20 protein-coding genes are annotated in these 21834 nt (G+C 57.3%); 12 read left to right on the forward strand and 8 right to left on the reverse strand.

The annotated features are described in order from the left end of the window. Window positions 1–32 precede the first annotated feature (32 nt). A complete protein-coding gene (locus O3A94_05610; protein MDA1355731.1) occupies window positions 33–812 on the forward strand; it encodes a phytanoyl-CoA dioxygenase family protein in 780 nt (259 codons plus the stop codon). A 195-nt stretch (window positions 813–1007) separates the two neighbouring features. Here O3A94_05610 and O3A94_05615 read toward each other — a convergent pair whose 3' ends face one another. Together O3A94_05615 and O3A94_05620 are read right to left on the reverse strand one after the other, a co-directional pair. Beyond that, window positions 1008–2570 carry an amidase gene (locus O3A94_05615; protein ID MDA1355732.1) on the reverse strand — a complete coding sequence of 521 codons (1563 nt, stop codon included), beginning with the start codon at window positions 2568–2570 and terminating at the stop codon, window positions 1008–1010. Window positions 2571–2596: 26 nt separating this feature from the next. Beyond that, window positions 2597–4009, reverse strand: a complete 1413-nt coding sequence (locus O3A94_05620; GenBank protein ID MDA1355733.1) for an aminotransferase — start codon at window positions 4007–4009, stop codon at window positions 2597–2599. 99 nt (window positions 4010–4108) lie between these two features. Between O3A94_05620 and O3A94_05625 the strand changes: the two genes are divergently transcribed. Then, entirely contained in the window at window positions 4109–5074 is a 966-nt protein-coding gene (locus O3A94_05625; GenBank protein ID MDA1355734.1) for a hydroxyacid dehydrogenase, read from the forward strand. Window positions 5075–5218: 144 nt separating this feature from the next. Further along, window positions 5219–6487, forward strand: a complete 1269-nt coding sequence (locus O3A94_05630; protein ID MDA1355735.1) for an MFS transporter — start codon at window positions 5219–5221, stop codon at window positions 6485–6487. 132 nt (window positions 6488–6619) lie between these two features. Here O3A94_05630 and O3A94_05635 read toward each other — a convergent pair whose 3' ends face one another. Continuing rightward, the gene (locus O3A94_05635; protein ID MDA1355736.1) at window positions 6620–7279 is read right to left on the reverse strand and encodes a cysteine hydrolase; all 660 of its coding nucleotides are present in this window, start codon (window positions 7277–7279) and stop codon (window positions 6620–6622) included. 297 nt (window positions 7280–7576) lie between these two features. Here O3A94_05635 and O3A94_05640 point away from each other — a divergent pair, with 297 nt between their 5' ends. The 9 genes from O3A94_05640 (at window position 7577) to mazG (ending at window position 16741) form a co-directional block, all read left to right on the forward strand. Continuing rightward, entirely contained in the window at window positions 7577–8581 is a 1005-nt protein-coding gene (locus O3A94_05640; protein ID MDA1355737.1) for a lytic murein transglycosylase, read from the forward strand. A 43-nt stretch (window positions 8582–8624) separates the two neighbouring features. Further along, window positions 8625–9581 carry a septal ring lytic transglycosylase RlpA family protein gene (locus O3A94_05645; protein ID MDA1355738.1) on the forward strand — a complete coding sequence of 319 codons (957 nt, stop codon included), beginning with the start codon at window positions 8625–8627 and terminating at the stop codon, window positions 9579–9581. 153 nt (window positions 9582–9734) lie between these two features. Then, window positions 9735–10874, forward strand: a complete 1140-nt coding sequence (locus O3A94_05650) for a D-alanyl-D-alanine carboxypeptidase (GenBank protein MDA1355739.1) — start codon at window positions 9735–9737, stop codon at window positions 10872–10874. A 9-nt stretch (window positions 10875–10883) separates the two neighbouring features. Continuing rightward, window positions 10884–11522 carry a dTMP kinase gene (gene tmk, locus O3A94_05655; GenBank protein ID MDA1355740.1) on the forward strand — a complete coding sequence of 213 codons (639 nt, stop codon included), beginning with the start codon at window positions 10884–10886 and terminating at the stop codon, window positions 11520–11522. A gap of 14 nt (window positions 11523–11536) precedes the next feature. Further along, window positions 11537–12631: a DNA polymerase III subunit delta' gene (locus O3A94_05660; GenBank protein ID MDA1355741.1), complete on the forward strand. Its 1095-nt coding sequence runs from the start codon at window positions 11537–11539 to the stop codon at window positions 12629–12631. Window positions 12632–12656: 25 nt separating this feature from the next. Further along, window positions 12657–14234, forward strand: a complete 1578-nt coding sequence (gene metG, locus O3A94_05665; protein MDA1355742.1) for a methionine--tRNA ligase — start codon at window positions 12657–12659, stop codon at window positions 14232–14234. 14 nt (window positions 14235–14248) lie between these two features. Continuing rightward, a complete protein-coding gene (locus tag O3A94_05670; protein MDA1355743.1) occupies window positions 14249–15046 on the forward strand; it encodes a TatD family hydrolase in 798 nt (265 codons plus the stop codon). Next, window positions 15043–15807 carry an MBL fold metallo-hydrolase gene (locus O3A94_05675; protein ID MDA1355744.1) on the forward strand — a complete coding sequence of 255 codons (765 nt, stop codon included), beginning with the start codon at window positions 15043–15045 and terminating at the stop codon, window positions 15805–15807. The genes O3A94_05670 and O3A94_05675 overlap by 4 nt, the downstream gene beginning before the upstream one ends. 133 nt (window positions 15808–15940) lie before the next feature. Then, a complete protein-coding gene (mazG, locus tag O3A94_05680) occupies window positions 15941–16741 on the forward strand; it encodes a nucleoside triphosphate pyrophosphohydrolase (GenBank protein ID MDA1355745.1) in 801 nt (266 codons plus the stop codon). Window positions 16742–16860: 119 nt separating this feature from the next. Here the strand turns inward: mazG and groL are convergent, their stop codons facing one another. The 5 genes from groL to O3A94_05705 all read right to left on the reverse strand — a co-directional run bounded on the left by groL (window position 16861) and on the right by O3A94_05705 (window position 21820). Then, a complete protein-coding gene (gene groL / locus O3A94_05685) occupies window positions 16861–18558 on the reverse strand; it encodes a chaperonin GroEL (GenBank protein MDA1355746.1) in 1698 nt (565 codons plus the stop codon). 15 nt (window positions 18559–18573) lie between these two features. Continuing rightward, entirely contained in the window at window positions 18574–18861 is a 288-nt protein-coding gene (locus tag O3A94_05690; protein MDA1355747.1) for a co-chaperone GroES, read from the reverse strand. A gap of 185 nt (window positions 18862–19046) precedes the next feature. Next, a complete protein-coding gene (hflX, locus tag O3A94_05695) occupies window positions 19047–20339 on the reverse strand; it encodes a GTPase HflX (protein MDA1355748.1) in 1293 nt (430 codons plus the stop codon). 80 nt (window positions 20340–20419) lie between these two features. Further along, a complete protein-coding gene (gene hfq, locus O3A94_05700) occupies window positions 20420–20680 on the reverse strand; it encodes an RNA chaperone Hfq (protein ID MDA1355749.1) in 261 nt (86 codons plus the stop codon). A gap of 276 nt (window positions 20681–20956) precedes the next feature. Further along, a complete protein-coding gene (locus O3A94_05705) occupies window positions 20957–21820 on the reverse strand; it encodes a D-amino-acid transaminase (GenBank protein MDA1355750.1) in 864 nt (287 codons plus the stop codon). Window positions 21821–21834 lie beyond the last annotated feature (14 nt).

Consider the following 21834-nt stretch of genomic DNA (forward strand, 5'->3'; position numbering starts at 1 on the left):
CGCGCCCACCCGCCGTCTGAGGGGCAACAAATATGAAATTAAACCAAAATCAATTGGCCGAGTTCGAGCGCAGCGGCTGGCTTTTTCTGGAAAACCTGTTCTCCGCCGAGGAAGTCGCCGTTCTTACAGAAGACGTGCCGCGCATCTTTTCGCTTCGGCGCGAAGAGGTGGTGCGTGAGAAAGATGGTGAGACACCGCGCACCGCCTTTGCAGCGCAATACTACTCCGAACCCTTTAGGCGCCTCAGTCGCCATCCCAGGCTGATCGAACCGGTACGCCAAATCCTGGACGGCGATGTTTATCTGCATCAGTTCAAGGTCAACGCCAAAGCCGCCTTTGACGGCGATGTCTGGCAATGGCATCAAGATTACGGTACCTGGCAGCGCGACGATGACATGCCTGATGCTCGGGCGCTCAACATCGCCCTCTTTCTGGAAGACGTAACCACCTTCAATGGCCCGCTCATGTTAATTCCGGACAGCCATCGTGACGGCGTCTTTGGCGCTGGACATGACCTCGCCACCACGTCCTATCCATTGTGGACACTCGACAAGGAAACCGTCACCCGTCTCGCCGATGAAAAAGGCATGGTTGCACCATTGGGCAAAGCCGGCTCGGTGCTGATGTTCCACGGCAATCTCGTACATGGTTCGCCCGGGAACATGAGCCCCTTCAGCCGCACCATCGTCTATATCAGCGCCTGCCATGTCGATAACCATATCCGTAAGTTTCAGCGCCCGGAATGGATCGCCCATCGCGACTTTACGGCTATCGACTGCCTGCCTGACGATTGTCTGACCGCGCCCTCTTAGGCCAGGCGCAACCGGTCATCTTTAATTTAATAGCCCTTAACACCGGGCCGGCGCGCCCGCGCCACATGGCTCCCTGAGGGCTACTCGTATTAACTAACTCGGGCGCGCCTCTTTATATGTTCCTTCAAGCGCCAGGCGGCCGCGACCGCGGCCTTATCTTGGCGCGCATGCCGGAATTTAAAATGCATTTCGGTATCACATATTTTTCCAGTTGCCGAGTTTCTCCACCGCATCGGCGACCTGCAAAACGGTCAGATCATCGAAATGCTTGCCGACAACCTGAAAGCCAACCGGCAGTCCGTTGCTCATCCCACACGGCACGCTGATAGCCGGATGGCCGGTGAGATTAATGCATGCGGTGTTGTGAATCATGTTAAGCGAATTGCCGACACGCTCTTCCAACGGTGAATCATTGTCGGGAATTGGCGGCGCCACCATGGGCACCGACGGCATCACGAGGACATCGTACTTCTCCAGCAATTCATCATACGAGCGGTTGATCTGGGCGCGAATATTCTGCGCCTTGGCATGGTATCGACCGTAATAATCATTCTGTAAATATTCGCCCGCTAGCAAAACGAGCTTGGCTGAAACGGATATGTCGTTCATGCGGGATTTTGCAGATTTGGCCACATTGTCGAGTAGCTGGGTGTTGTAGAATCCAGACCAGTTGGTGCCGATGCCATTGCCCTTCAACATGAACGCGGTGGAGCCTTCGAGAATAATGATACTCCATAGATGAAAGGCATCCTGATGGCGCGGATTAGAAACTTTGGTAACGCTTGCGCCTTTCTTTTGGAGACGCGCGATCGTCTCCCGCACTTTCTTATCGACGCCTTTTTCGCTTCCGGGCAGCCCGGTATCGCCCCACGGATCGGGAAAGCCGAAGCCATCTTCGAGCACGCCGATCTTGAGCCCTTTGCAGCCTTTGCCGAGGGCGGCGGTGTAATCCTTCACATAGTTCTTTGGAATAACGCCGCGCTGGCGGGGATCGAGCGGGTCGGGACCAGCCATCGCCGTCAACAAGCGAGCGCAATTTTCCACATTGTCCGCCATAGGGCCAACATGATCCATGGTCATTTCGATCATCATGGCGCCGGTGTAGGGCACGAGGCCATAGGTTGGTTTGTGGCCAACGATGCCGGTCCAAGACGCGGGAATGCGGATCGATCCGCCTTGGTCACCGCCCGTGGTGAGTTCACAATCGCCCGCAGCGATGGACGCGCCACTGCCGCCTGACGAGCCGCCGGCCGAATGACCCGGATTGTGCGGATTGCGCACCGGCCCGAGAGCGCAAGTATGGCTGCCGCCCGAGAACGACATATCCTCGCAATTGGTCTTGCCGATAATGGTGCCGCCGGCATCGAGAATTCGGGTAACGATGGTGGCGTCGATATCGGGCACATAGCCCTCGAACAGGCGACTGCCGTTCATCATCGGCAGGCCAGCAACGCAGACCGCGTCTTTGACGCCGACCTTGAGGCCCTTGAGAATTCCCTTGCCCGACCCCTTGATATCCGAGCGCCAATACCATGCGTTATAAGGATTGTCTTCCGGCTTCGGGCGAGCACCCGGGGTGCGGGGATATTTGACCTCGGGCTTGTCCTCGGTCATGGCGTCGACGCGGCGCGAGGAATTGACCACGCCCTGCATAAATCCCTGGTAGGCCACTCCTTCTTCTTGGCTCATTTCGATGCCGAAAGATTCGGCCAATTCCCGGACCCGGGCAACGCTTGGTAAATTCACTCCGATAGGCATTACTTATTTCTCCCGAATGCTAAGTGTTATTCTGCGGCTGCGGCTACGGCGGCAGCACGCAATCCATTGCTTTGAACTAGTGCTTCGATTTCGTCCAATACTTTCCGGGTGCGGACGAACATGTCATCGATCTCGGCCTCGTTGATAATGAACGGCGGCGCGAAGATCACCGATTCTCCGATCGGCCGGAGGATCAATCCATTGCGTTGCGCCGCGCGCACCACCTGCTCGCCGATTAGATGTTCCTCGGCGAAGGGTGTTTTGCTGGCTTTGTCGGCGACGATTTCCAATGCACCGATCAAGCCGACGCCGCGCGCCTCGCCGACCAACGGATGATCGGCAAAACTTTGCAATCCCGCCTGGAAACGCGGCGCCACATTGCAGAGATTTTCGAACATGCCGCCAGGCTCGGTGATCAACTCTAAGGTTTTTAGCGCAACCGCGGCGCCCACGGGATGGCCCGCCGTGGTGAAGCCATGCGGAAATTCGCCCAACGCCTCGGCGGCGTGCATCAATTGCGCGTCGATTTCAGGCGACATCAGCACCACACCCATCGGGAAATAACCCGCCGTCAGGCATTTCGAGGTGCAAATGATATCGGGGCGGAAGTTGAAGGTTTGCGAGCCCCACATGCTGCCCGTCCGGCCAAAGCCGCACACCACCTCATCGGCGATAATAGCGATATCGTGCTTTCTTAATACCACCTCGATCTTTTCAAAATAGCCTTGCGGCGGCACCAGCGCGCCGCCGGCGCCCATCACGGGCTCCGCGATGAAGCCGGCAATCGTATCGGCGCCTTCGGCCTGGATCAGGGCTTCCAAATTGTCAGCCAGACGCTGAGCGTAATCGCTTTCACTTTCGCCGGGTCTGCCGTCGCGCCAATAATGCGGGCAATCGGTATAGAGGATTTCCTTGAGCGGCAGACCGAAGCACTCGATATATGGTTTGCCGTTGAGGCTGCACGAGGCGACCGTGGTGCCGTGATAGGCGTTCTTGCGCGAGATGATTTTGCGCTTCTCCGGCCGACCGGCGCCTTTGTTCAACATCCACAGCATCTTGATCGCGGTGTCATTGGCTTCCGAGCCAGAATTGACGAAATAGACGCGCTTCATCGGCACCGGCGCCAGTTCGATCAAACGCTCGGCGAGATCGATCACCGGCGCGGCCGTGCGCCCGAAAAAGGTGTGATAGGCGGGCAGTTTTTTCATTTGCGCATAAGCCGCTTCGGCGATGCGCTCCTCGCTAAAACCGACGACGATGTTCCACAGGCCCGAAATACCTTCGATGTAGCGTCGACCCTGATTGTCGATAACGTAGATGCCGTCACCGCTTTCTAGCACCAGTGGCCCATCCTCGGCCAAACTCGGCAGATGGGTGAAGGAGTGGAGGTGATAGGCGAGGTCGCGTGCCTCGGCTGAATTTGATTGCTGTCCGCTCATGATCGTTCGCCTCTTTCGGTGGTTGGCATTGCCCGCTCGGCGGCATTTCGCTACAGAATGACCGAGCGGGACCCATCTCGACAATCGAAAAGAATAGCCATGCCCAAGGTCATCATTCATGACGCCGTCGACCCAGCAGCGCGCGCCCTGCTCGAAGCGCGTGAAAACATGGAAATCGTCACCGTCGAACGCGATGAACGAGAGCGTCTGCGCCGTGAATTGGCCGACGCGGACTCTATTATCCTGCGCTATTTGCCGCTCGATGCCGACGATCTGCGCGCCGCGCCAAATCTCAAGGTCGTCGCCCGCCACGGCGTCGGCTATGACAATATCGATATGGTTGCGGCCAGTGCGTGCGGCATTCCCGTCGCCACCATCGGCGATGCCAACTCGGTCACCGTGGCCGAGCTCGCGCTTTATCTCATGTTGGCCGCCGCCAAGCAGGGCCTGGTCTATGACGCGGCTTTGCGCAGCGGCGATTGGTGGCAGATACGTGAATCCGCTCACACCATCGAGCTGTATGAGAAAACTGTGCTCGTCGTCGGCTTCGGCCGCATCGGCAGCCGCGTGGCGCCGCGCTGCAAAGCCTTCGGCATGGAGGTGATGGTGTGTGACCCTTACATCCCGCAAACCGCGATCAGCGCTGCGGGATTCACGCCGGCGCCGGATTTCGCCGCGGCACTGTCCGACGCCGATATCGTTACCCTGCACACCCCATTGAACGACGAAACCCGTCACATGATCGACGCGCCGGCCCTGGCAAGCATGAAAAATGGCGCTTTGCTGGTAAACACCTCGCGTGGCCAGGTGGTAGATGGCGATGCGTTAAGCGCGGCGATCACGTCGGGTCATATATACGCCGCCGGTCTCGATGTGTTCGAAGAAGAACCGCCGGAGCCCGGCAGCGCGCTCCTAAGCCATACCAACATGGTCTTCACCCCACATATCGGCGGCCTCACCCGCGAATGCTTTCACCGCTCCGCCATCGTCTGCGCGCAAAACTCGCTCGACGCCATGGATGGCAAACTCGACCCGGCCTATGTCGTCAATCCCGAAGTGCTGTGAGCGCACCATTAATAAATTTACCCACCGGCACCGCCAATCGGAATGCTCTATGCATTCCGGCAAGAGCGACCGCGCGCCCGAGTTAATACGAGGCAGCCAAGAGAGCGGACGCGGCCGCCCGGCTCCTGAGGGATCAAACGAAAAGTGAATAAAGACCAGCAATCCAACTGGACCATCATCCTGCTGGCGGTCGGAGCGGGAATTATCACCGCGATGCAGGTCGGCAAGGTGCCGCCGGCATTGCCGGTCATAGCCGAGGATCTGGAGCTATCCCGCGTTACCGCCGGCCTGGTGGCGTCGCTGTTTTTCGTCGTCGGCGCGCTGTTCGGCGTCGCCGTGGGCGCCATTGCCGACCGGTTTGGCGAGCGCCGTCTGCTGTTTGGCGGCCTCATCCTTCTGGCTCTCGGCAGCCTGATCGGCGGCCTTGCCGCCGAGACCGGCATCTTGCTGGCCACGCGCGTGATTGAGGGTGTGGGGTATATTGCCGTCGCTGTATCGGCGCCCAAAATCATCTCCGGCGCTGCGCGGCCGGGCGATGTGCCGTTAGCCATCGGCATCTGGTCGACGTTCATGCCGATGGGCATGGCGATCATCATGGTGCTGTCACCGTTTATGCTGGACGGCATCGGCTGGCAAGGCCTGTGGCTGGTCAACGCCGCTGTCTTGGCCGCCTTCATCGCTGTTCTGCCGCTCGGCCTGCGCCCGAAAAGCCGGCGTGGGCAGGAGCCCCGATCGCTACAACAGGCAAACGACGGCGCGCCCAGAATTGAAGCACCACATGCCGAGGCACCGCGCGCCTTCGATTGGCCCGGCACCAAAGCCTTGATGGCGCGCCCCGGCCCGTGGCTGCTCGGCGTTATTTTTACGCTCTATTCGCTGCAATGGTTCGCCGTCATGACCTGGCTGCCGACATTTTTGATCGAGACCCAGGGCCGCTCGCTGACCAACGCATCGCTGTTTGCCGCGCTTGTGGTGTTCGTCAATGTGTTCGGCAACCTCGCCGCCGGCTGGATAATGATGCGGCGCGGCGCCCCGCGCTGGAGTCTGATCGCCTTCTCCTTCGTCATCATGGCGACGACTATCCCGCTGGTGTTTTCCGCCGCCGTCGGCGGCGATGGAAAAATCCTGTTGGCCATCGCCTTCAGCTCGCTCTCCGGCCTGTTGCCCGCCGCCTGCCTCGCCGGCGCGGCTGCACATGCGCCGAGCCCAGCACAAAACGCGATGTCGAACGGCTTCGTCATTCAGGGCGCGACCATCGGCAGTTTGCTTGGCCCGCCGATCATGGGTGCGCTGACGAGCAGCTTCGGCAGCTGGGAAAATTTCTGGTGGGTGATGCTGATCGGCCCGGCGATCGGACTGGTGGTGGTAGTACGGTTGAGGAGCGCGGAGCGGCGCTTACTAGGTCCCGCCTAGAGACTATTTGGGCAGTGCCCCTCAACAAAGCGTTTTAGATTCTGCCAAGCACAACCCAATCACTCGGTCGGCCGCCCATATTTCCTTTGGCCTTGGGCGAGCCTAACAGTACCGAGATTCCGCCGAATAGCGTTATTCTGCCGCCGCCTTATTCGCTTCCTCCCTCACTTTTTCGATGCACTCTGCCGCCGTCATGACATGCGCAGTGGAGAATGCCAGCGCTATCAAGGTGGAACGATGAAGTTCGTCGGCGGAGAGGGCGCCGTAGCCGAGGTCGGGGTAGGCGAGGGTGGCAGTGCAATCTGAAATGAAGGCGACGCGGTAGTCGCGGAACATCGCGTCGCGCGCCGTGGCGTGGCAGCAATTCTCTGTGGTGACGCCGGTCACGATTACCGTGTCGGTGCCGAGGCCGCGTAGGATCATGTCGAGATCGGTGCCGAAAAACGCGCTATAGCGGTGCTTCTTGATGATCACTTCGCCGGGCTCGGGCGCGATGTCAGCGTAGACCTCAATGCCGTCAGAGCCATCCACCAGCCCTCGGCCTTCGGCAATGGCCGGATATATATCGGCGAAGCGTCCGGCGTCTGTGCCATCCGGCCGATGCGCGTGGGTAGTGTAGATGACGCTGATCCCGGTGCCCCGGCAAAAGCCGATCAGCTCTTTCAGCTTGGGCAGCATCTCGCGGCCGGCTGGCACTTCGAAGGCGGCGCCGGGTTTGACGAAATCATTCTCCATATCGACGATGATTAAAACCGTCCGCGCCGGATCCATGCGCTCTATCTGTTGCGGCATAATGTTGTTCCTTCCCTATCCCTGTCACACTCTCTCCAGCAAGCCTACGCCCTAATATCCTTTTGGAATATGCCTAATCTGCGGCGGCACAACGCTCGAGTTCATAGGCGGCGGCTGGACAGTTTCACGCGGTCTCACCATATTTCTTGATCAATTTTGCTCGAATAACTTTCATAGTCGCCGCGGTTTAGGGGAAATTCACTTTCAAACCCGCGTGAGTTGCGGCGGCGAACTGTTGCTGTTCTCGTCTGACTGTGGCATAGGGCGACCTTTCTTGGCATTTGTGTGGAGTCGAATATGTGGCGTTTGCGAATATTATTGTTTGCTCTGCTGACGCTCGCGCTTCTGCCGATGTCCGGCCCATTCGGCAGCCCGACCGCTCGCGCAGAAGGCGACGCACCGGATTTTGCGGTTTGGCTTGAAGAACTGCGAATTGAGGCGCTGGGGCAGGGGATTTCTGCCGTAATCCTCGATGCCGCCTTGGCCGACGTGAAACCGATCCCACGGGTGATCGAACTCGACCGTTCGCAGCCCGAAGGCACGCTTACTTTCGAACAGTATATGGACCGTGTGGTGCCCAACTCACGCGTGGCGAAGGGGCGCGAGAGGCTCAGAGAAAATGCCGCGGCGCTTGAGGCGGTGCGGAAGGTGTATGGCGTGCAGCCGCGATTTATTGTGGCGCTCTGGGGTATCGAGACCAATTTCGGCCAGCATACCGGCGGCTTTTCCGTTATCGCCTCGCTCGCCACGCTCGCCTTTGATGGCAGGCGCAGCGCCTATTTCCGCGCCGAGCTGCTGGACGCGCTCAGAATATTGGAAGAAGGCCATATCGCACCCGAGGCGATGACCGGCAGTTGGGCCGGCGCGATGGGGCAAAGTCAGTTCATGCCATCGAGCTTTGTCCGCTTTGCCATCGATTTCGACGGTGACGGCAGGCGCGATATCTGGACCACCAAATTGGATGTCTTTGGCTCGGCGGCGAATTATCTTTCCAAGTCCGGTTGGAAGGGCGACCAGACATGGGGGCGCAAGATACAGCTTCCCGCTAATTTCGACGCTGCGCTCGCCAGCTTAAAAATTTCCAAATCGCTGGCCGAGTGGCAGACGCTTGGCGTGCGCCGGGCCAACGGTCAAAACCTTCCCATCGTGGCCGGTATGATGGGCTCCATTGTTTTCCCCGGTAGCGATAGCGGGCCAGCCTTTCTCGTCTATGACAACTTCAAAACGACACTCAAATGGAACCGCTCGACCTATTTCGCCATGGCCGTCGGGCATCTTGCCGATCGCATTGCAGGCCAGTAACATATCAAGGGATAGTGTTGTCAAAAGCTGAGACCACCAGATCATGAGAATTTTGCGGACCATCGCTGCTTTGTCCGCCTTGTCCGTGGGCGCCGCACTGCTGTCCGCCTGCGACGAAACCTCGCTCATTTTCCATTCCGCCAAGAAACTCAACCGAGCAATTGAAGGCGAGCCTACGGCCGAACCACCGCCGAGCCTGCCCGTTCCGGCCGGCTATAAGCTCGGCAATGCCTATTTGGTGGAAGGCGTGCGCTATTTTCCGCATTTCGACCCAAGCTATAATGAGACCGGGATCGCTTCCTGGTACGGCGAGCCATTTCATGGTCGTAATACTGCCAACGGCGAGCGCTATGACATGAACGAGCTGACCGCCGCGCACAAGACCATGCCCATGCCAAGCACCGCGCGTGTGACCAATCTGGAAAACGGCCGCACCCTGATGCTGCGCGTGAATGACCGCGGACCGTTCGTCCCCGGGCGCATCATCGATATTTCGCGGCGTGGCGCCCAGCTCCTCGGATTTCACAAAAATGGCACAGCAAAAGTACGGGTCGAGTTTCTTGAATTTGCGCCATTGACCGTCATCGCCGACCGCGAGCAGCCGAAACGGCGCTTGGACACGGAGGAAGTGGTCGCAATGGAAAGCGAGCCCACCGTCGAACGCCCGGCAATCTCGAGCCAGTATCTGGACGCCCCCGAGAGCGAATTGGGCAGCAGCGGCAATGATGAATTATCCTCCACTTTGGGGCCGGAAAACGGCACCACGCTCACCGGCACGTTCGTTCAGATTGGCGCCTTTGCGGAGCGCGCCAATGCCGTCACCCTCGCGCGACAGCTGAGCGGGCTCTCGCGCAGCGTTATTTCCGCGGCCAATATCAACGGCCGCACTCTGTTCCGAGTGCGAATGGGGCCGATCGCCGACCTCGAACAGGCGGACAGCCTCCTGGCAAAAGTCATCGGGGCCGGACATAGCGATGCCCGCCTTATCGTGGCCCAATAACTTTCTTACGCCGTGGCATGCTCAGGAGAAGGCGGCTAAGCTCCACTTTGCGCCCCCGCACGCATCCGCAAAGACCAAGCGAGAGACTTAAATAACATGTTCCATATATTAAAATGGTTGCGGCCGCCGGCAGGACAGCGTGCGAAAAGGATAATGCGATTCAGTGCCGCGAGCCTGATTTCCTTTATCCTGCTTGCTGGCGCACCGAGCGACGGCACAGCCGCGTTTGAGACTAGCGCCGCACAAATGATTCTCGTTGATGACACCACCGGGGCGGTGATGCTTGAGAAGAATTCAGACCAGCCCATGTTTCCGGCCTCGATGAGCAAACTGATGACCCTTTACGTCGTTTTCGAAGCATTGACGGAAGGGAGCCTGTCGCTCGACGCCCCGTTGAGGGTGAGCGAAAAAGCCTGGCGTATGGGCGGGTCTAAGATGTTCGTTGAGCTGAACAGCCGAATCTCGGTGGACGATTTACTGCGCGGCGTCATCGTGCAGTCCGGCAACGACGCTTGTATTGTGCTCGCCGAGGGCATTGCCGGATCGGAAGCGCAATTTGTCGATCTCATGAATGCGACAGCAAAAAAGCTTGGCCTCAACAACAGCCACTTCATGAATGTTACCGGATGGCCGGACCCGCAACATGTCACCACGGCGCGCGACCTAGCCATATTGGCACACAGCATTATTCGAAATTTTCCGCAGTTTTATTCCATATTTCAAGAGAAAAACTTTACCTATAACGGCATTAAGCAAGGCAACCGCAACCCTCTGCTTTATACCTATGCGGGCGCCGACGGCCTCAAGACCGGCCACACGGAGGCCTCGGGCTATGGTCTAACGGCGTCGGCAAGCCGGGGCGGCAGACGCATTATTGCGGTGGCGAATGGCATGAGTAACGTGAACGAACGAGCCCATGAGGTCGAACGCATTCTCGATCACGGCTTCACTGAATATTCCAACTACACCTTGTTCAAGGCCGGCGACATTGTCGAACAGGTCGAAGTGTGGCTGGGAGACAAAGTGAATGTGCCCTTGATAATTAATCATGACCTGACCGTGACCCTGTCGCGCAGCCAACGGCACGAATTAAAGGTTAAGGTGCTGGCGCCCGGGCCGGTACCCGCGCCGGTGAAAATGGGCACAGAGATCGCCAAACTGGTGGTCACCGCTGGCGACAGAAAACCCATCGAACTTCCGCTCGTGGCGGGAACTGAAATCGGCCGCCTGTCCGCCTTCGGGCGGATCGGCGCCGCGTTCAATCATCTGCTTTGGGGCGAGCAAACACGTTGAGCGGCGGATATGGCGCGCGGCCAATTCATTAGCTTTGAAGGCGGGGAGGGCGCCGGGAAGTCCACCCAAGCGCAGCTTCTTTGCCGGCGTCTGGAAATTTTCGGCATTGAGACGCTAGCGACGCGCGAGCCCGGCGGCTCCCCCGGTGCTGAGGAAATTCGTGCCCTGCTTGTTTCTGGTCAGGTCGAGCGCTGGGACCCGCTCACGGAAGCACTGCTGCACAATGCCGCGCGACATGATCATGTTCAGCGCACCATCTTGCCGGCGCTCGAGCGCGGCATTTGGGTAATCACCGACCGCTTTCTGGATTCGACCCTGGCTTATCAGGGCTACGGCCAAGGCGTCGACCTCGACAAGCTAAACCACTTAGGGGAGCTGGCTGCCGGCGCCGCGATGCCGGATCTCACGCTAATTCTTGATCTGCCAGTCGTCGATGGGTTCGCGCGAACCGAACGCCGCGCTGCTGGCGTCAGCCGCTATGAACAGATGGACCGCGCCATGCACGAGCGGCTGCGCTGCGGATTTCTTAGCATTGCCGAAGCCCAGTCCGCGCGCTGCCGAGTGATAGATGGCGCGCTCGACACCGACAGCGTCCATCAAGCCGTCTGGCAATCAGTGCAAGAGCGCTTCAAAATTGAAGCATCATAGGTTGATTGAACAACTTGGCTGACGATTTAAACGCCATATCGCCGCCCGCGCCGTTCCCACCGCGTGATAATTCTGTTCTTTGCGGCCACCAACATGCGGTCAAAACGCTGTTCGAGGCGTGGCGCGCAGGCAAGTTGCAGCATGCTTGGCTTCTTTCTGGTCCACGCGGCATCGGCAAGGCGACGCTTGCCTATCAGTTCGCCCGATTTGTGCTCGCCGGCGGTCCACAGGGAAGCGGCGAGAGTGGGCCGCTTTTTATCGCACCGGACCACCCGATTTTCCGCCGCGTCGCGTCTGGCGGCCATACCGATTTCATGACCATCGAGCGAAGTACAAATGAAAAAACCGGCAAAAAGCGCTCAGAAATCGTGGTCGACGATGTCAGACGGGTCGGCCGCCTGGTTTCTCTCACGCCAGGGGAAGGTCTGTGGCGCGTGGTTATCGTCGACGGTGCCGAAGACATGAATCGGAACGCCGCCAACGCGATCCTCAAATACCTTGAGGAACCTCCGCCACAGACTCTGTTTCTGCTCGTTAGCCACGCGCCGGCACGCTTATTACCGACCGTCCGCTCGCGCTGCCGTTCGCTGACCATGCGCCCGCTCACCGATGCCATGGTGAGCGATCTCATCGCCATGCAAATCGCGCCTGGACTGGGCGCGCAGGAGCGAGAAATATTGACGTCGATTTCGGAGGGCAGCCCGGGCCGCGCTCTGGCGCTGGCGGAGCAAGGTGGGGTGGAACTCTACGAGAAACTGATCGGCATCCTCAGCGGTTTGCCTGATCTCGATATCCGCGCTGTTCATAGTCTCGGCGATAGGGTCGCACGCAACGACGGTGCCGAAGCCTTTCATACAGTTTCCGGTTTGCTTGTCTGGTGGCTCAATCACCTGATCTGCGATGGCGCGAAATCAACTCAGCGGCGCGGCATTTCGGAGCGCGAGGACGCGCTGCGCCGGCGCCTATTGGCTAAGGGCGACCTTGAACATTGGGCTGCGGTATGGGAAAAACTGAGCCGATTGTTTGCCCGCGCCGAAGCCGTCAATCTCGATCGAAAGCACGTGATATTGAACGCTTTCACCGCATTGCAGCAGGCGGCAGGGGATTGACCTAAGCCCGAGGAGCGCGCGCATCATGCGGAAAACCGCATATTACATCACCACGCCGATCTACTATGTGAATGATTCGCCGCATATCGGCCACGCTTACACGTCGCTCGCTTGTGATGTCGTTGCGCGCTTTATGCGCCTCGATGGCCGTGACGTATTCTTTCTCACCGGCACCGACGAGCATGGCCAAAAGGTGGAAAAATCGGCTGCGGCGGCAGGACGGCAGCCGAAGGAGTTTGTCGATGAGGTGTCCGGACGCTTCCGCGAGCTCACCAAATTGATGAACTTCTCCAATGATGATTTCATTCGCACCACGGAACCGCGCCATATCCGCTCTTGCCAGGAATTATGGCGCCGTATCGCCGGCAACAAATCTCCTTTGGGCCGGGACAACATCTATCTGGATACCTATGGCGGCTGGTATTCGGTGCGCGACGAGGCATTCTACGCGGAATCGGAGCTGGTCAAGAGCGCCGACGGTGGACAGCTGGCGCCGAGCGGCGCGCCAGTAGAGTGGGTTGAGGAACCGAGCTATTTTTTCCGACTCAGCGATTGGCGCGATCGATTGCTGGAATATTACGGCGCGGCGGGGAGCAATACCGTCTCGCCGGAAACACGGCGCAACGAAGTGATCAGTTTCGTCGAAGGCGAACTATTCGACCTTTCGATTTCACGCACAAGCTTCAGCTGGGGCGTGCCGGTGCCGGGTGATGATGCGCATATCATGTATGTCTGGCTCGACGCCCTCACCAATTACATCACCGCCACCGGATTTCCAGACGAAGACAGCGAAAAGTATAAGACATTTTGGCCGGCCGATTTGCATATGGTCGGAAAAGACATCCTGCGCTTCCACACAGTTTATTGGCCGGCATTTCTCATGGCCGCCGGGCTCGAGCCACCAAAGCGGGTTTTCGCCCATGGCTGGTGGACGAACGAAGGCCAAAAAATCTCAAAATCGCTCGGCAATGTAATCGAGCCCTCTGACATCGTGACGCGCTACGGCCTCGACCAAGTACGCTACTTCCTGCTGCGTGAAGTACCGTTCGGCAATGATGGTGATTTTTCGCACCGCGCGATGGTCGGGCGGATCAATAGCGAGCTCGCCAACGATTTTGGCAATTTGGCCCAACGCGTGCTGTCGATGATCAACAAAAATTGTGAGGCGAAATTACCGCAGCCGGGAGCATTGCGCGACGTAGATGATGCCTTACTCGCTGCGGCGCATAGCTTGATCGATACGGTCAGAACAGAGCTCGCCGAAAACCATTCGTTTCATGAGGCGCTGAGTGAAATCTGGGCGTTCGTACGCCTCGCCAACGGCTATGTCGCGGCACAGGAACCCTGGGCCCTCAAAAAAACCGACCCTGAGCGCATGGCGACGGTGCTCTACGTCGCGGCGGAGGCGATCCGCCATCTGGCAATTTTGGCGCAACCTTTCATGCCGGACTCTTGCGCAAGAATGCTCGATCAACTCGGCGTGCCCGTGGATGCGCGCGACTTTTCCCATCTCGGACCGACGGGCGCCGGCAAACCCGGCACCGAGCTGCCGCCGCCCAGCGCAATATTTCCGCGCTTTGTCGATGACGCGCCCGAAGATTGAACGCCGGTACCGCTATGCTTGTTGATAGCCATTGCCATCTAGATTTCGAGGATTTCGACGGGGATCGGGACGCAGTCCTGGCGCGCGCCGCGGAAGCTGGGATCGGTGCCCTGCAAACTATCTGCACCCGCTTGAGCCAATTTAGCCAGGTATTGGCGATCGCCGAGGCTTATCCGAACATCTGGTGCTCGGTTGGGATCCATCCCCACCATGTTTCCGAGGAAGATGATTTTACGACAGCAGATCTACTCCACATTGTAGAATCACACGAGAAAGTCATCGGCATCGGCGAAACCGGCCTGGATTTCTTTTACGACACGAGTCCGCGCGAAGAGCAGATCGCTGCCTTTCGCAAGCATATCGATGCTTCCAGGGAGTGCGGGCTGCCTTTGATCGTGCATACCCGAAGCGCCGACAGTGAGACCTGCGAAATTCTTCGCGAAGAGGCGGGGAAGGGGGCGTTTCCGGGCGTCATCCATTGCTTCAGTGTCGGCCGTGAAGTGGCGGAAACGGCACTGGATCTCGGATTCTATATTTCCCTCTCCGGTATCGTGACGTTCAAAAACGCCGAATCTTTGCGCGATATCGCCCGCGACATACCTCTCGAACGCCTCCTTGTGGAGACCGATTCACCCTATTTGGCGCCTGTACCGCATCGCGGCCGGCGCAACGAGCCCGCTTTTGTTCGCGATACCGCGCAATTTATCGCCAATTTGAAGGGTGTTGATTTCGCGGAAATTGTCGACCAAAGCAGCAAAAATTTCTTCGAGTTGTTTACTCGGGTCGATTCAAAACTATTTGATAATAAATGAATATAACGATTTTAGGTTGCGGCACTTCATCCGGTGTTCCGGCGCTGGGCTGTGACTGCGCCGTATGCCGATCGGACGATCCCAAAAACCAGCGCCGGCGCGTATCGATCGTGGTGGAACAAGGCGATACGCGGCTTCTGGTCGATACATCGCCGGACCTTCGTGCCCAATTGCTCGATACCGAAATTACGCATTTGGATGGCGTGCTTTACACCCATGCCCACGCCGATCATCTACATGGCCTCGACGACCTACGCTCGGTAAATTTCAACATGGACCGAGCGATCGACGTATGGGGCAGCAAAGCGACGCTGAACATGATTCAAGAGCGCTTCAGCTACGCATTTCAGCCGATCGGTAGCTGGTGGAGCCGCCCGAGCCTGAATGCACATGTGCTGCCGCACGGAAACACGATCAAGATCGGCGATATATCGATTTTGGCATTTGACCAAATTCATGGCCGCGCCGTTACGAGCGGTTTTAGATTCGGCGATGCCGCATATTCCACCGATGTGAAGGAATTCCCCGATTCCAGTTTCGAGGCGCTCAAAGGCATCAAACTCTGGATCATCGATTGCGTTGGCTTTCAGGAACATCCGACCCACGCGCATCTTGATCTCACTCTCGATTGGATTGCGCGGGTGAATCCCGATAGGGCAGTTCTCACCCATATGTCGCATCAATTTGACTACGAGGACCTCCTGGCGCGACTACCAAATGGAGTGGAACCCGGATATGACGGTATGACACTGCAACTTTAAGTCCGGAGCGAAATAGAAAATCATCGAAATTAATAAAGCTGCATAAAATCAACGACATAGTATGATTTTCAAATGTCTAACCAATACTATTAATTTTCCATAATATATATTATGCGCACTTAGGAAATTCTAGATGAGTAAGAATATAGGAGCATTGTTGGATGTCATGACCCGACTCCGAGACCCTGATTCAGGCTGCCCCTGGGATATCGAACAAGATTTCAAATCCATTGCCCCTTACACGATCGAAGAAGCCTATGAGGTCGAACAAGCGATCCAGGATTCCGACATGGACGCGCTGCGCGATGAATTGGGCGACCTCCTCCTGCAAGTGGTCTATCACGCTGAAATGGCCCGCGAAGCCGGCGCATTCAATTTCGACGATGTTGCCGCAGGCATCTCCAACAAAATGATCCGCAGGCACCCGCATGTGTTCGCCGATACAAAAATCAACGACGCAAATCACCAAAGCCTGGCCTGGGAAACACTAAAGGCCAATGAGCGCTCGGTGCAGGCGGAAGGAAAAAATACAGCAGCGAGTGCACTTGACGGCGTCGCCTTGGCCCTCCCCGCCCTGATGCGCGCGGAAAAATTACAAAAGCGCGCCGCACGCCTGGGATTTGATTGGCAGGAAACCGCGCCGGTCATTGAAAAAATTGCTGAAGAGCTGGCCGAAGTCGAGGAAGCCAGATCCGAGGGCGGAAACAATGAGAAACTCAATCTCGAATGCGGCGACCTGCTATTCGCCTGTGTAAACCTTGTGCGGCACATGGGAATCGATGCCGAATATGCGTTGAGACAGGCAAACGCGAAATTCGAAAAACGTTTCCGCCGCCTTGAAGCGTTGGCAGCGGCCGACAATCAAAAGCCTGAGAAAATGTCGTTGGAAGAACTCGAACGAATTTGGCAACGGGCCAAGAAGGAAGAGAACTAATCCCTTCCCCTCCCCGCTGCGCAATATTCAGGACGCTGCCCTGGTAAAAGGAAAAAGGACCGGCATCAAACGATGCCGGTCCTAAATTCGAAATATGCCAAGCCAAGTATTGGCGGGCCTTACATGCCCATGCCGCCCATGCCGCCCATGCCGCCCATACCACCCATGCCGCCCATGCCACCAGGCATATTGCCGTGCATGGCGTCTGCCCCATCGGGAAGGTCGGGAAGCGGAAGTAGCTCGGGAATTTCGACAATCATCGCTTCGGCGGTAATCATCAGACCGGCAACCGAAGCCGCATCTTCCAAGGCCGTGCGCACTACTTTTGCTGGATCAATAATTCCGGCGGTCATCATGTCGCAATATTTACTTTTCTGAGAATCGTAGCCGCGATTGGATGGCTTGCCCTCCAATAACTTGCCCACGACCAGCTCACCATTGTCACCGGCATTGTTAACAATCGATTTGGCTGCAATCGACAAACTGTTGCGCACGACCGAAATGCCGAACTGCTGCCCTTCGTTTGCGCCCTTCAATTTAGTCAGAGCCCGTTGGGCATTAAGAAGTGCCACGCCGCCGCCTGGAACAATGCCTTCTTCAACCGCACAACGGGTTGCGTTCAACGCGTCATCCACGAGGTCTTTGCGTTCCTTCACTTCGATTTCACTGCTGCCGCCAATTTTCAAAACAGCGACGCCGCCGACGAGCTTGGCCAGGCGCTCCTGAATGCGCTCTTGCTCGTATTCTGAATCTTCAGCGGCAAGCATATTGCGCAACTGCCGGCAGCGCGCCTCGACGTCGCGCTTACTGCCTTTGCCCTCAATGATCATGGTTTCAATCCGGCTGACCTCAACCCGGGAGGCCTGCCCCAGATCATCGAGCGTGAGATTTTCGAGCTTGTTGCCTTTATCTTCGTTGACCACGACGCCGCCCGTCTGGACGGCTATATCTTCGAGAATAGAGCGCTTGCGATCACCAAATAGAGGCGCCTTAACGGCGACGACGCTCAAGCCGCCGCGCAGCTTGTTCACCACCAAACTGCTTAGAGCCTCGCCGTCAACATTCTCGGCAATGACCAAAAGCGGCCGTCCCGACTGCACAACCTGTTCCAATATATTTATCATACCGGCAAGATTGGAGATTATGCTGTCGTGCAGCAGGATATAAGGATTACGCAGTTCCGCGATCATTTTCTCTTGATTGGTCATGAAATAGGGCGACAAAAATCCCTTGTCGAAGCGCATTCCATCGACGATCTCAAGTTCGCTTTCCAGCGCAGTGCTTTCCTCGACGGTAATAACACCGTGTTGGCCGACTTCTTTCATCGCGGTGGAAATCATCTGACCGACCATTATGTCGCTGTTGGCGGCGATGCGCGCGACATTGGTAATCTCATTATGCCTGGACACCGACTTTGCCCGTTTCTTGATGTCAGCGACGGCAGCCCGAACCGCCAATTCGATGCCACGCTTCACATCCATTGGGTTCATTCCGGCAGTGACGCCCTTTAGGCCTTCACGCAGCAATTCCCGCGCGAGAATCGTCGCCGTGGTGGTGCCGTCTCCTGCGACTTCCCCCGTGCGGGCCGCCACAGTGCGGATCATCTGGGCTCCCAAATTTTCGAAGCGATCGGAAAGTTCAATTTCCTTAGCAACGCTCACGCCATCCTTGGTGCTGCGTGGCATACCGTCACGCTCAAATATGACATTACGGCCCTTGGGGCCGAGCGTTACTTGAACCGCATCTGCGAGTTTGTCCGCGCCGCGCAACATCTTCGCGCGCGCGGCATCGGAGAACCGGATGTCCTTTTTAGCCATAGTGTTACGCCTGCTTTACTTGATGATTCCCATGATGTCGGATTCCTTCATGATGAGAAGTTCTTCACCATCAAGTTTGACTTCGGTGCCACCGAACTTGCCGAATAATACGCGGTCACCTTTTGATACGTCCAAAGAATGAATTTTTCCATCTTCGTCCCGTGCACCGGGCCCGACCGCGAGAATTTCGCCTTCTACGGGCTTTTCCTTAGCAGAATCAGGAATAATGATTCCGCCCATTGTTTTCTCATCCACAACGATACGGCGAACCAAGACACGATCTTGTAACGGTCTGATATTCATGGTGTATCTCCCACCAAATTCTGCGAGGCGAGAGCCTCTGATTCAAATTGCGCTAATCTCTCGGCGCGGTTATTAGCACTCCGCGCCGATGAGTGCTAGGCGTTATATACGGACGCAGGCCTCGCCCTGTCAACCGGATAGCTAAAACGAAGGCTAAACTCTTGAATTTAAGCCGGGTTTCGGCTCTATCGGCCAATTCTTCGGAGCCGACCCAGGCGCTCTACGTCAGCCGGTGTGAGGCTCACCCGAAAATGAGCGTGCAAATCATCGTCTGACCTGTTCAGGACTTCGCCATGGCGGTAGAGCCAAGCAATTGTCGCGCCGTCCGTCAGATTAATCTTGGGCGTCACGATCTCTCTGTCAGCCGACAATTCCCGGTCAATCAAGCTCAAGAGGCGCTCCAGCCCTTCGCCCCGGAGCGCGGAGATGGGCACAGATGAACTACTCTGCTCGGTTACTGCGGCGAGATGATCGCGCGTAGCCTTGTCGAGCAAATCCGATTTATTGTGAACTTCGACGAGCCCGGCTTTTACGTTCTCTTCGAGCCCCAATTCCGCAAGAACCGTATGGACATCGCGCCGCTGCTGCGCGGTTTCAGCGTGCGAAATGTCGCGAACGTGAAGAATGAGGTCGGCTTCGCTCACCTCTTCCAAAGTTGCGCGGAATGCGGCCACCAGATCGTGCGGAAGATCCGAAACGAAGCCAACTGTATCGGACAGAATCACCCGACGTCGCGACGGCAGCGTCAAACCGCGCATGGTGGGGTCGAGGGTCGCGAACACTTGGTCCTTTACCTCGACTTCCGCACCGGTCAACTGGTTGAACAGGGTAGATTTCCCGGCGTTGGTATAGCCCACTAGGGCGACCACGGGGTGGGGCACCCTGTGACGCGCCGCGCGGTGAAGTGAGCGCGTCCGCGCGACTTCATTCAATTCACGCTTTAATCTGGCGATACGATCGCGAAGTTGGCGTCTATCAGATTCGATCTGTCTCTCGCCCGGACCACCGAGAAAGCCGAACCCGCCGCGTTGGCGCTCCAAATGGGTCCAAGACCGCACCAGGCGGCTGCGCTGGTAAGAAAGCGCGGCCAGTTCGACTTGTAATTTGCCTTCTCGCGTGCGCGCCCGGGCGCCAAAAATTTCAAGAATAAGGGCCGTTCGATCGATGACCTTGCAATCCCAAGCGCGCTCCAAATTCCGCTGCTGCACAGGACTGAGTGTGCCATCAACAATGACAATCGCCGCGTGATTCGCGACAACGATTTCGCCGATTTGCTCAACTTTACCGGAGCCGAACAAGGTCGCCGGGCGGATGCGCGGTATCGGAACGACGGCGCGATACGCGATTTCCAGGCCAATAGCGCCGGCCAGACCAACTGCTTCCTCGAGCCTAGCTTCACAATCGCGAGCAGCGGTATTATTATTCGCCGTCGATTGCCCACCATTACCAACGTAATTGCGCCGTCTTTTTGGCGGCACATCCGGATGAATGACACAGGCGATAACCGGCGTGGCGATATTTCCTGGGCTCGCAGTGTCAGGGGAAATGGGCGGCGTCCCTAATCATCCTCTTGCCCATTTTCATCGTCGCCGGAATCAAAGAGCTGAATCGGCTGACCGGGCATCACCGTCGATATGGCGTGCTTATACACAAGTTGCGAATGGTTATCGCGTCGCAAGAGCACACAAAAATTATCGAACCAGGTGATCACGCCTTGCAATTTTACACCATTCACCAAAAATATGGTGACCGGCATTTTGACTTTGCGCACGTGATTTAGAAACACGTCCTGAAGGTTCTGTGATTTGTCACTAGGCATGGCTTATTCCCCCGTTTCTTTTCTGCTCTTATTGCGGCCCGAACCTTTCTGTCGGACCAAAACAGCTGCCAATTTGACGGCGCGCCGAATTTCCTTGCCGCATTCACTAACTATATGGGTGTTTACGCCACAGCGACAAATAATTGGCAGCACCAAGAAGTAACATTTTCCGGAGCGAACCCGCCGTTCGCGACCCTCATTGGCTCCAACACGGCTGCGGAAGCTGCGTCTGCTGCCATTTTGGGCGGTGCGAAACTAATCTACCGGCCGCAGCATTTATTCGTTTGAGCCGGCGCCTCGGCAATAATCGAGATAAAGAGCGCGCAGACGGCGAGTGACCGGGCCCGGCGCACCATCGCCGATCACGCTCCCATCGATCCCGATGATTCCGCGAACGAACGATGTCGTACTGCTTAAAAAAGCTTCCGGAGCCGCCAGCGCTTCGGCCAGAGAAAACGGCCGCTCGATGACCTCCATCCCGTGCTCGCGTGCTAGTTCAAGGATGGTCGCGCGGGTTATTCCACCCAATATATTGTTATCCAGCTGGCGGGTCACGATATTGCCGTCGCCGTCGACAATCCACGCATTGGTCGAGGAACCCTCGGTCACGAAGCCATCCGCGTCAACCAGCCAGGCTTCGTAGGCGCCCTTCTCGCGCGCCTCTTGTTTGGCGAGCACATTGGGCAACAAGGATATCGATTTCACATCGCGGCGTAGCCAACGGATATCTGCGACGCTGACGACTTTAGCACCGGAATCGTCATCTGCGTTGAGCGGCCATTCAACGGCGCGCGCGGTCATCACCAGCGCGGGCTTCACATTTTTGGGAAACGGATGATCCCGGCGCGAAACGCCGCGCGAGACTTGAATGTAGATTATTCCATCGCGCACGCGGTTACGGCGGAGGGTCTCGCGGCAGACCGCGGCGAACGGCCGGTCCAGCATCGGCATCGGCATTTGCAGCTCGCCTAGCGAGCGCTTGAGACGCGCAAGGTGGCCGTCCTCATCAATTATCAGGCCTCGGAAAATGGCGGCTACTTCGTAAACACCGTCGGCAAATTGGTAGCCGCGGTCCTCGACATGGATTTGCGCCTCCGCATGCGCAACATACTGGCCGTTGACATAAGCTATTCTTGACATCCGCGTTTCATATC

The sequence above is a fragment of the Pseudomonadota bacterium genome (assembly GCA_027624955.1).
GTDB lineage: Bacteria > Pseudomonadota > Alphaproteobacteria > UBA828 > UBA828 > PTKB01.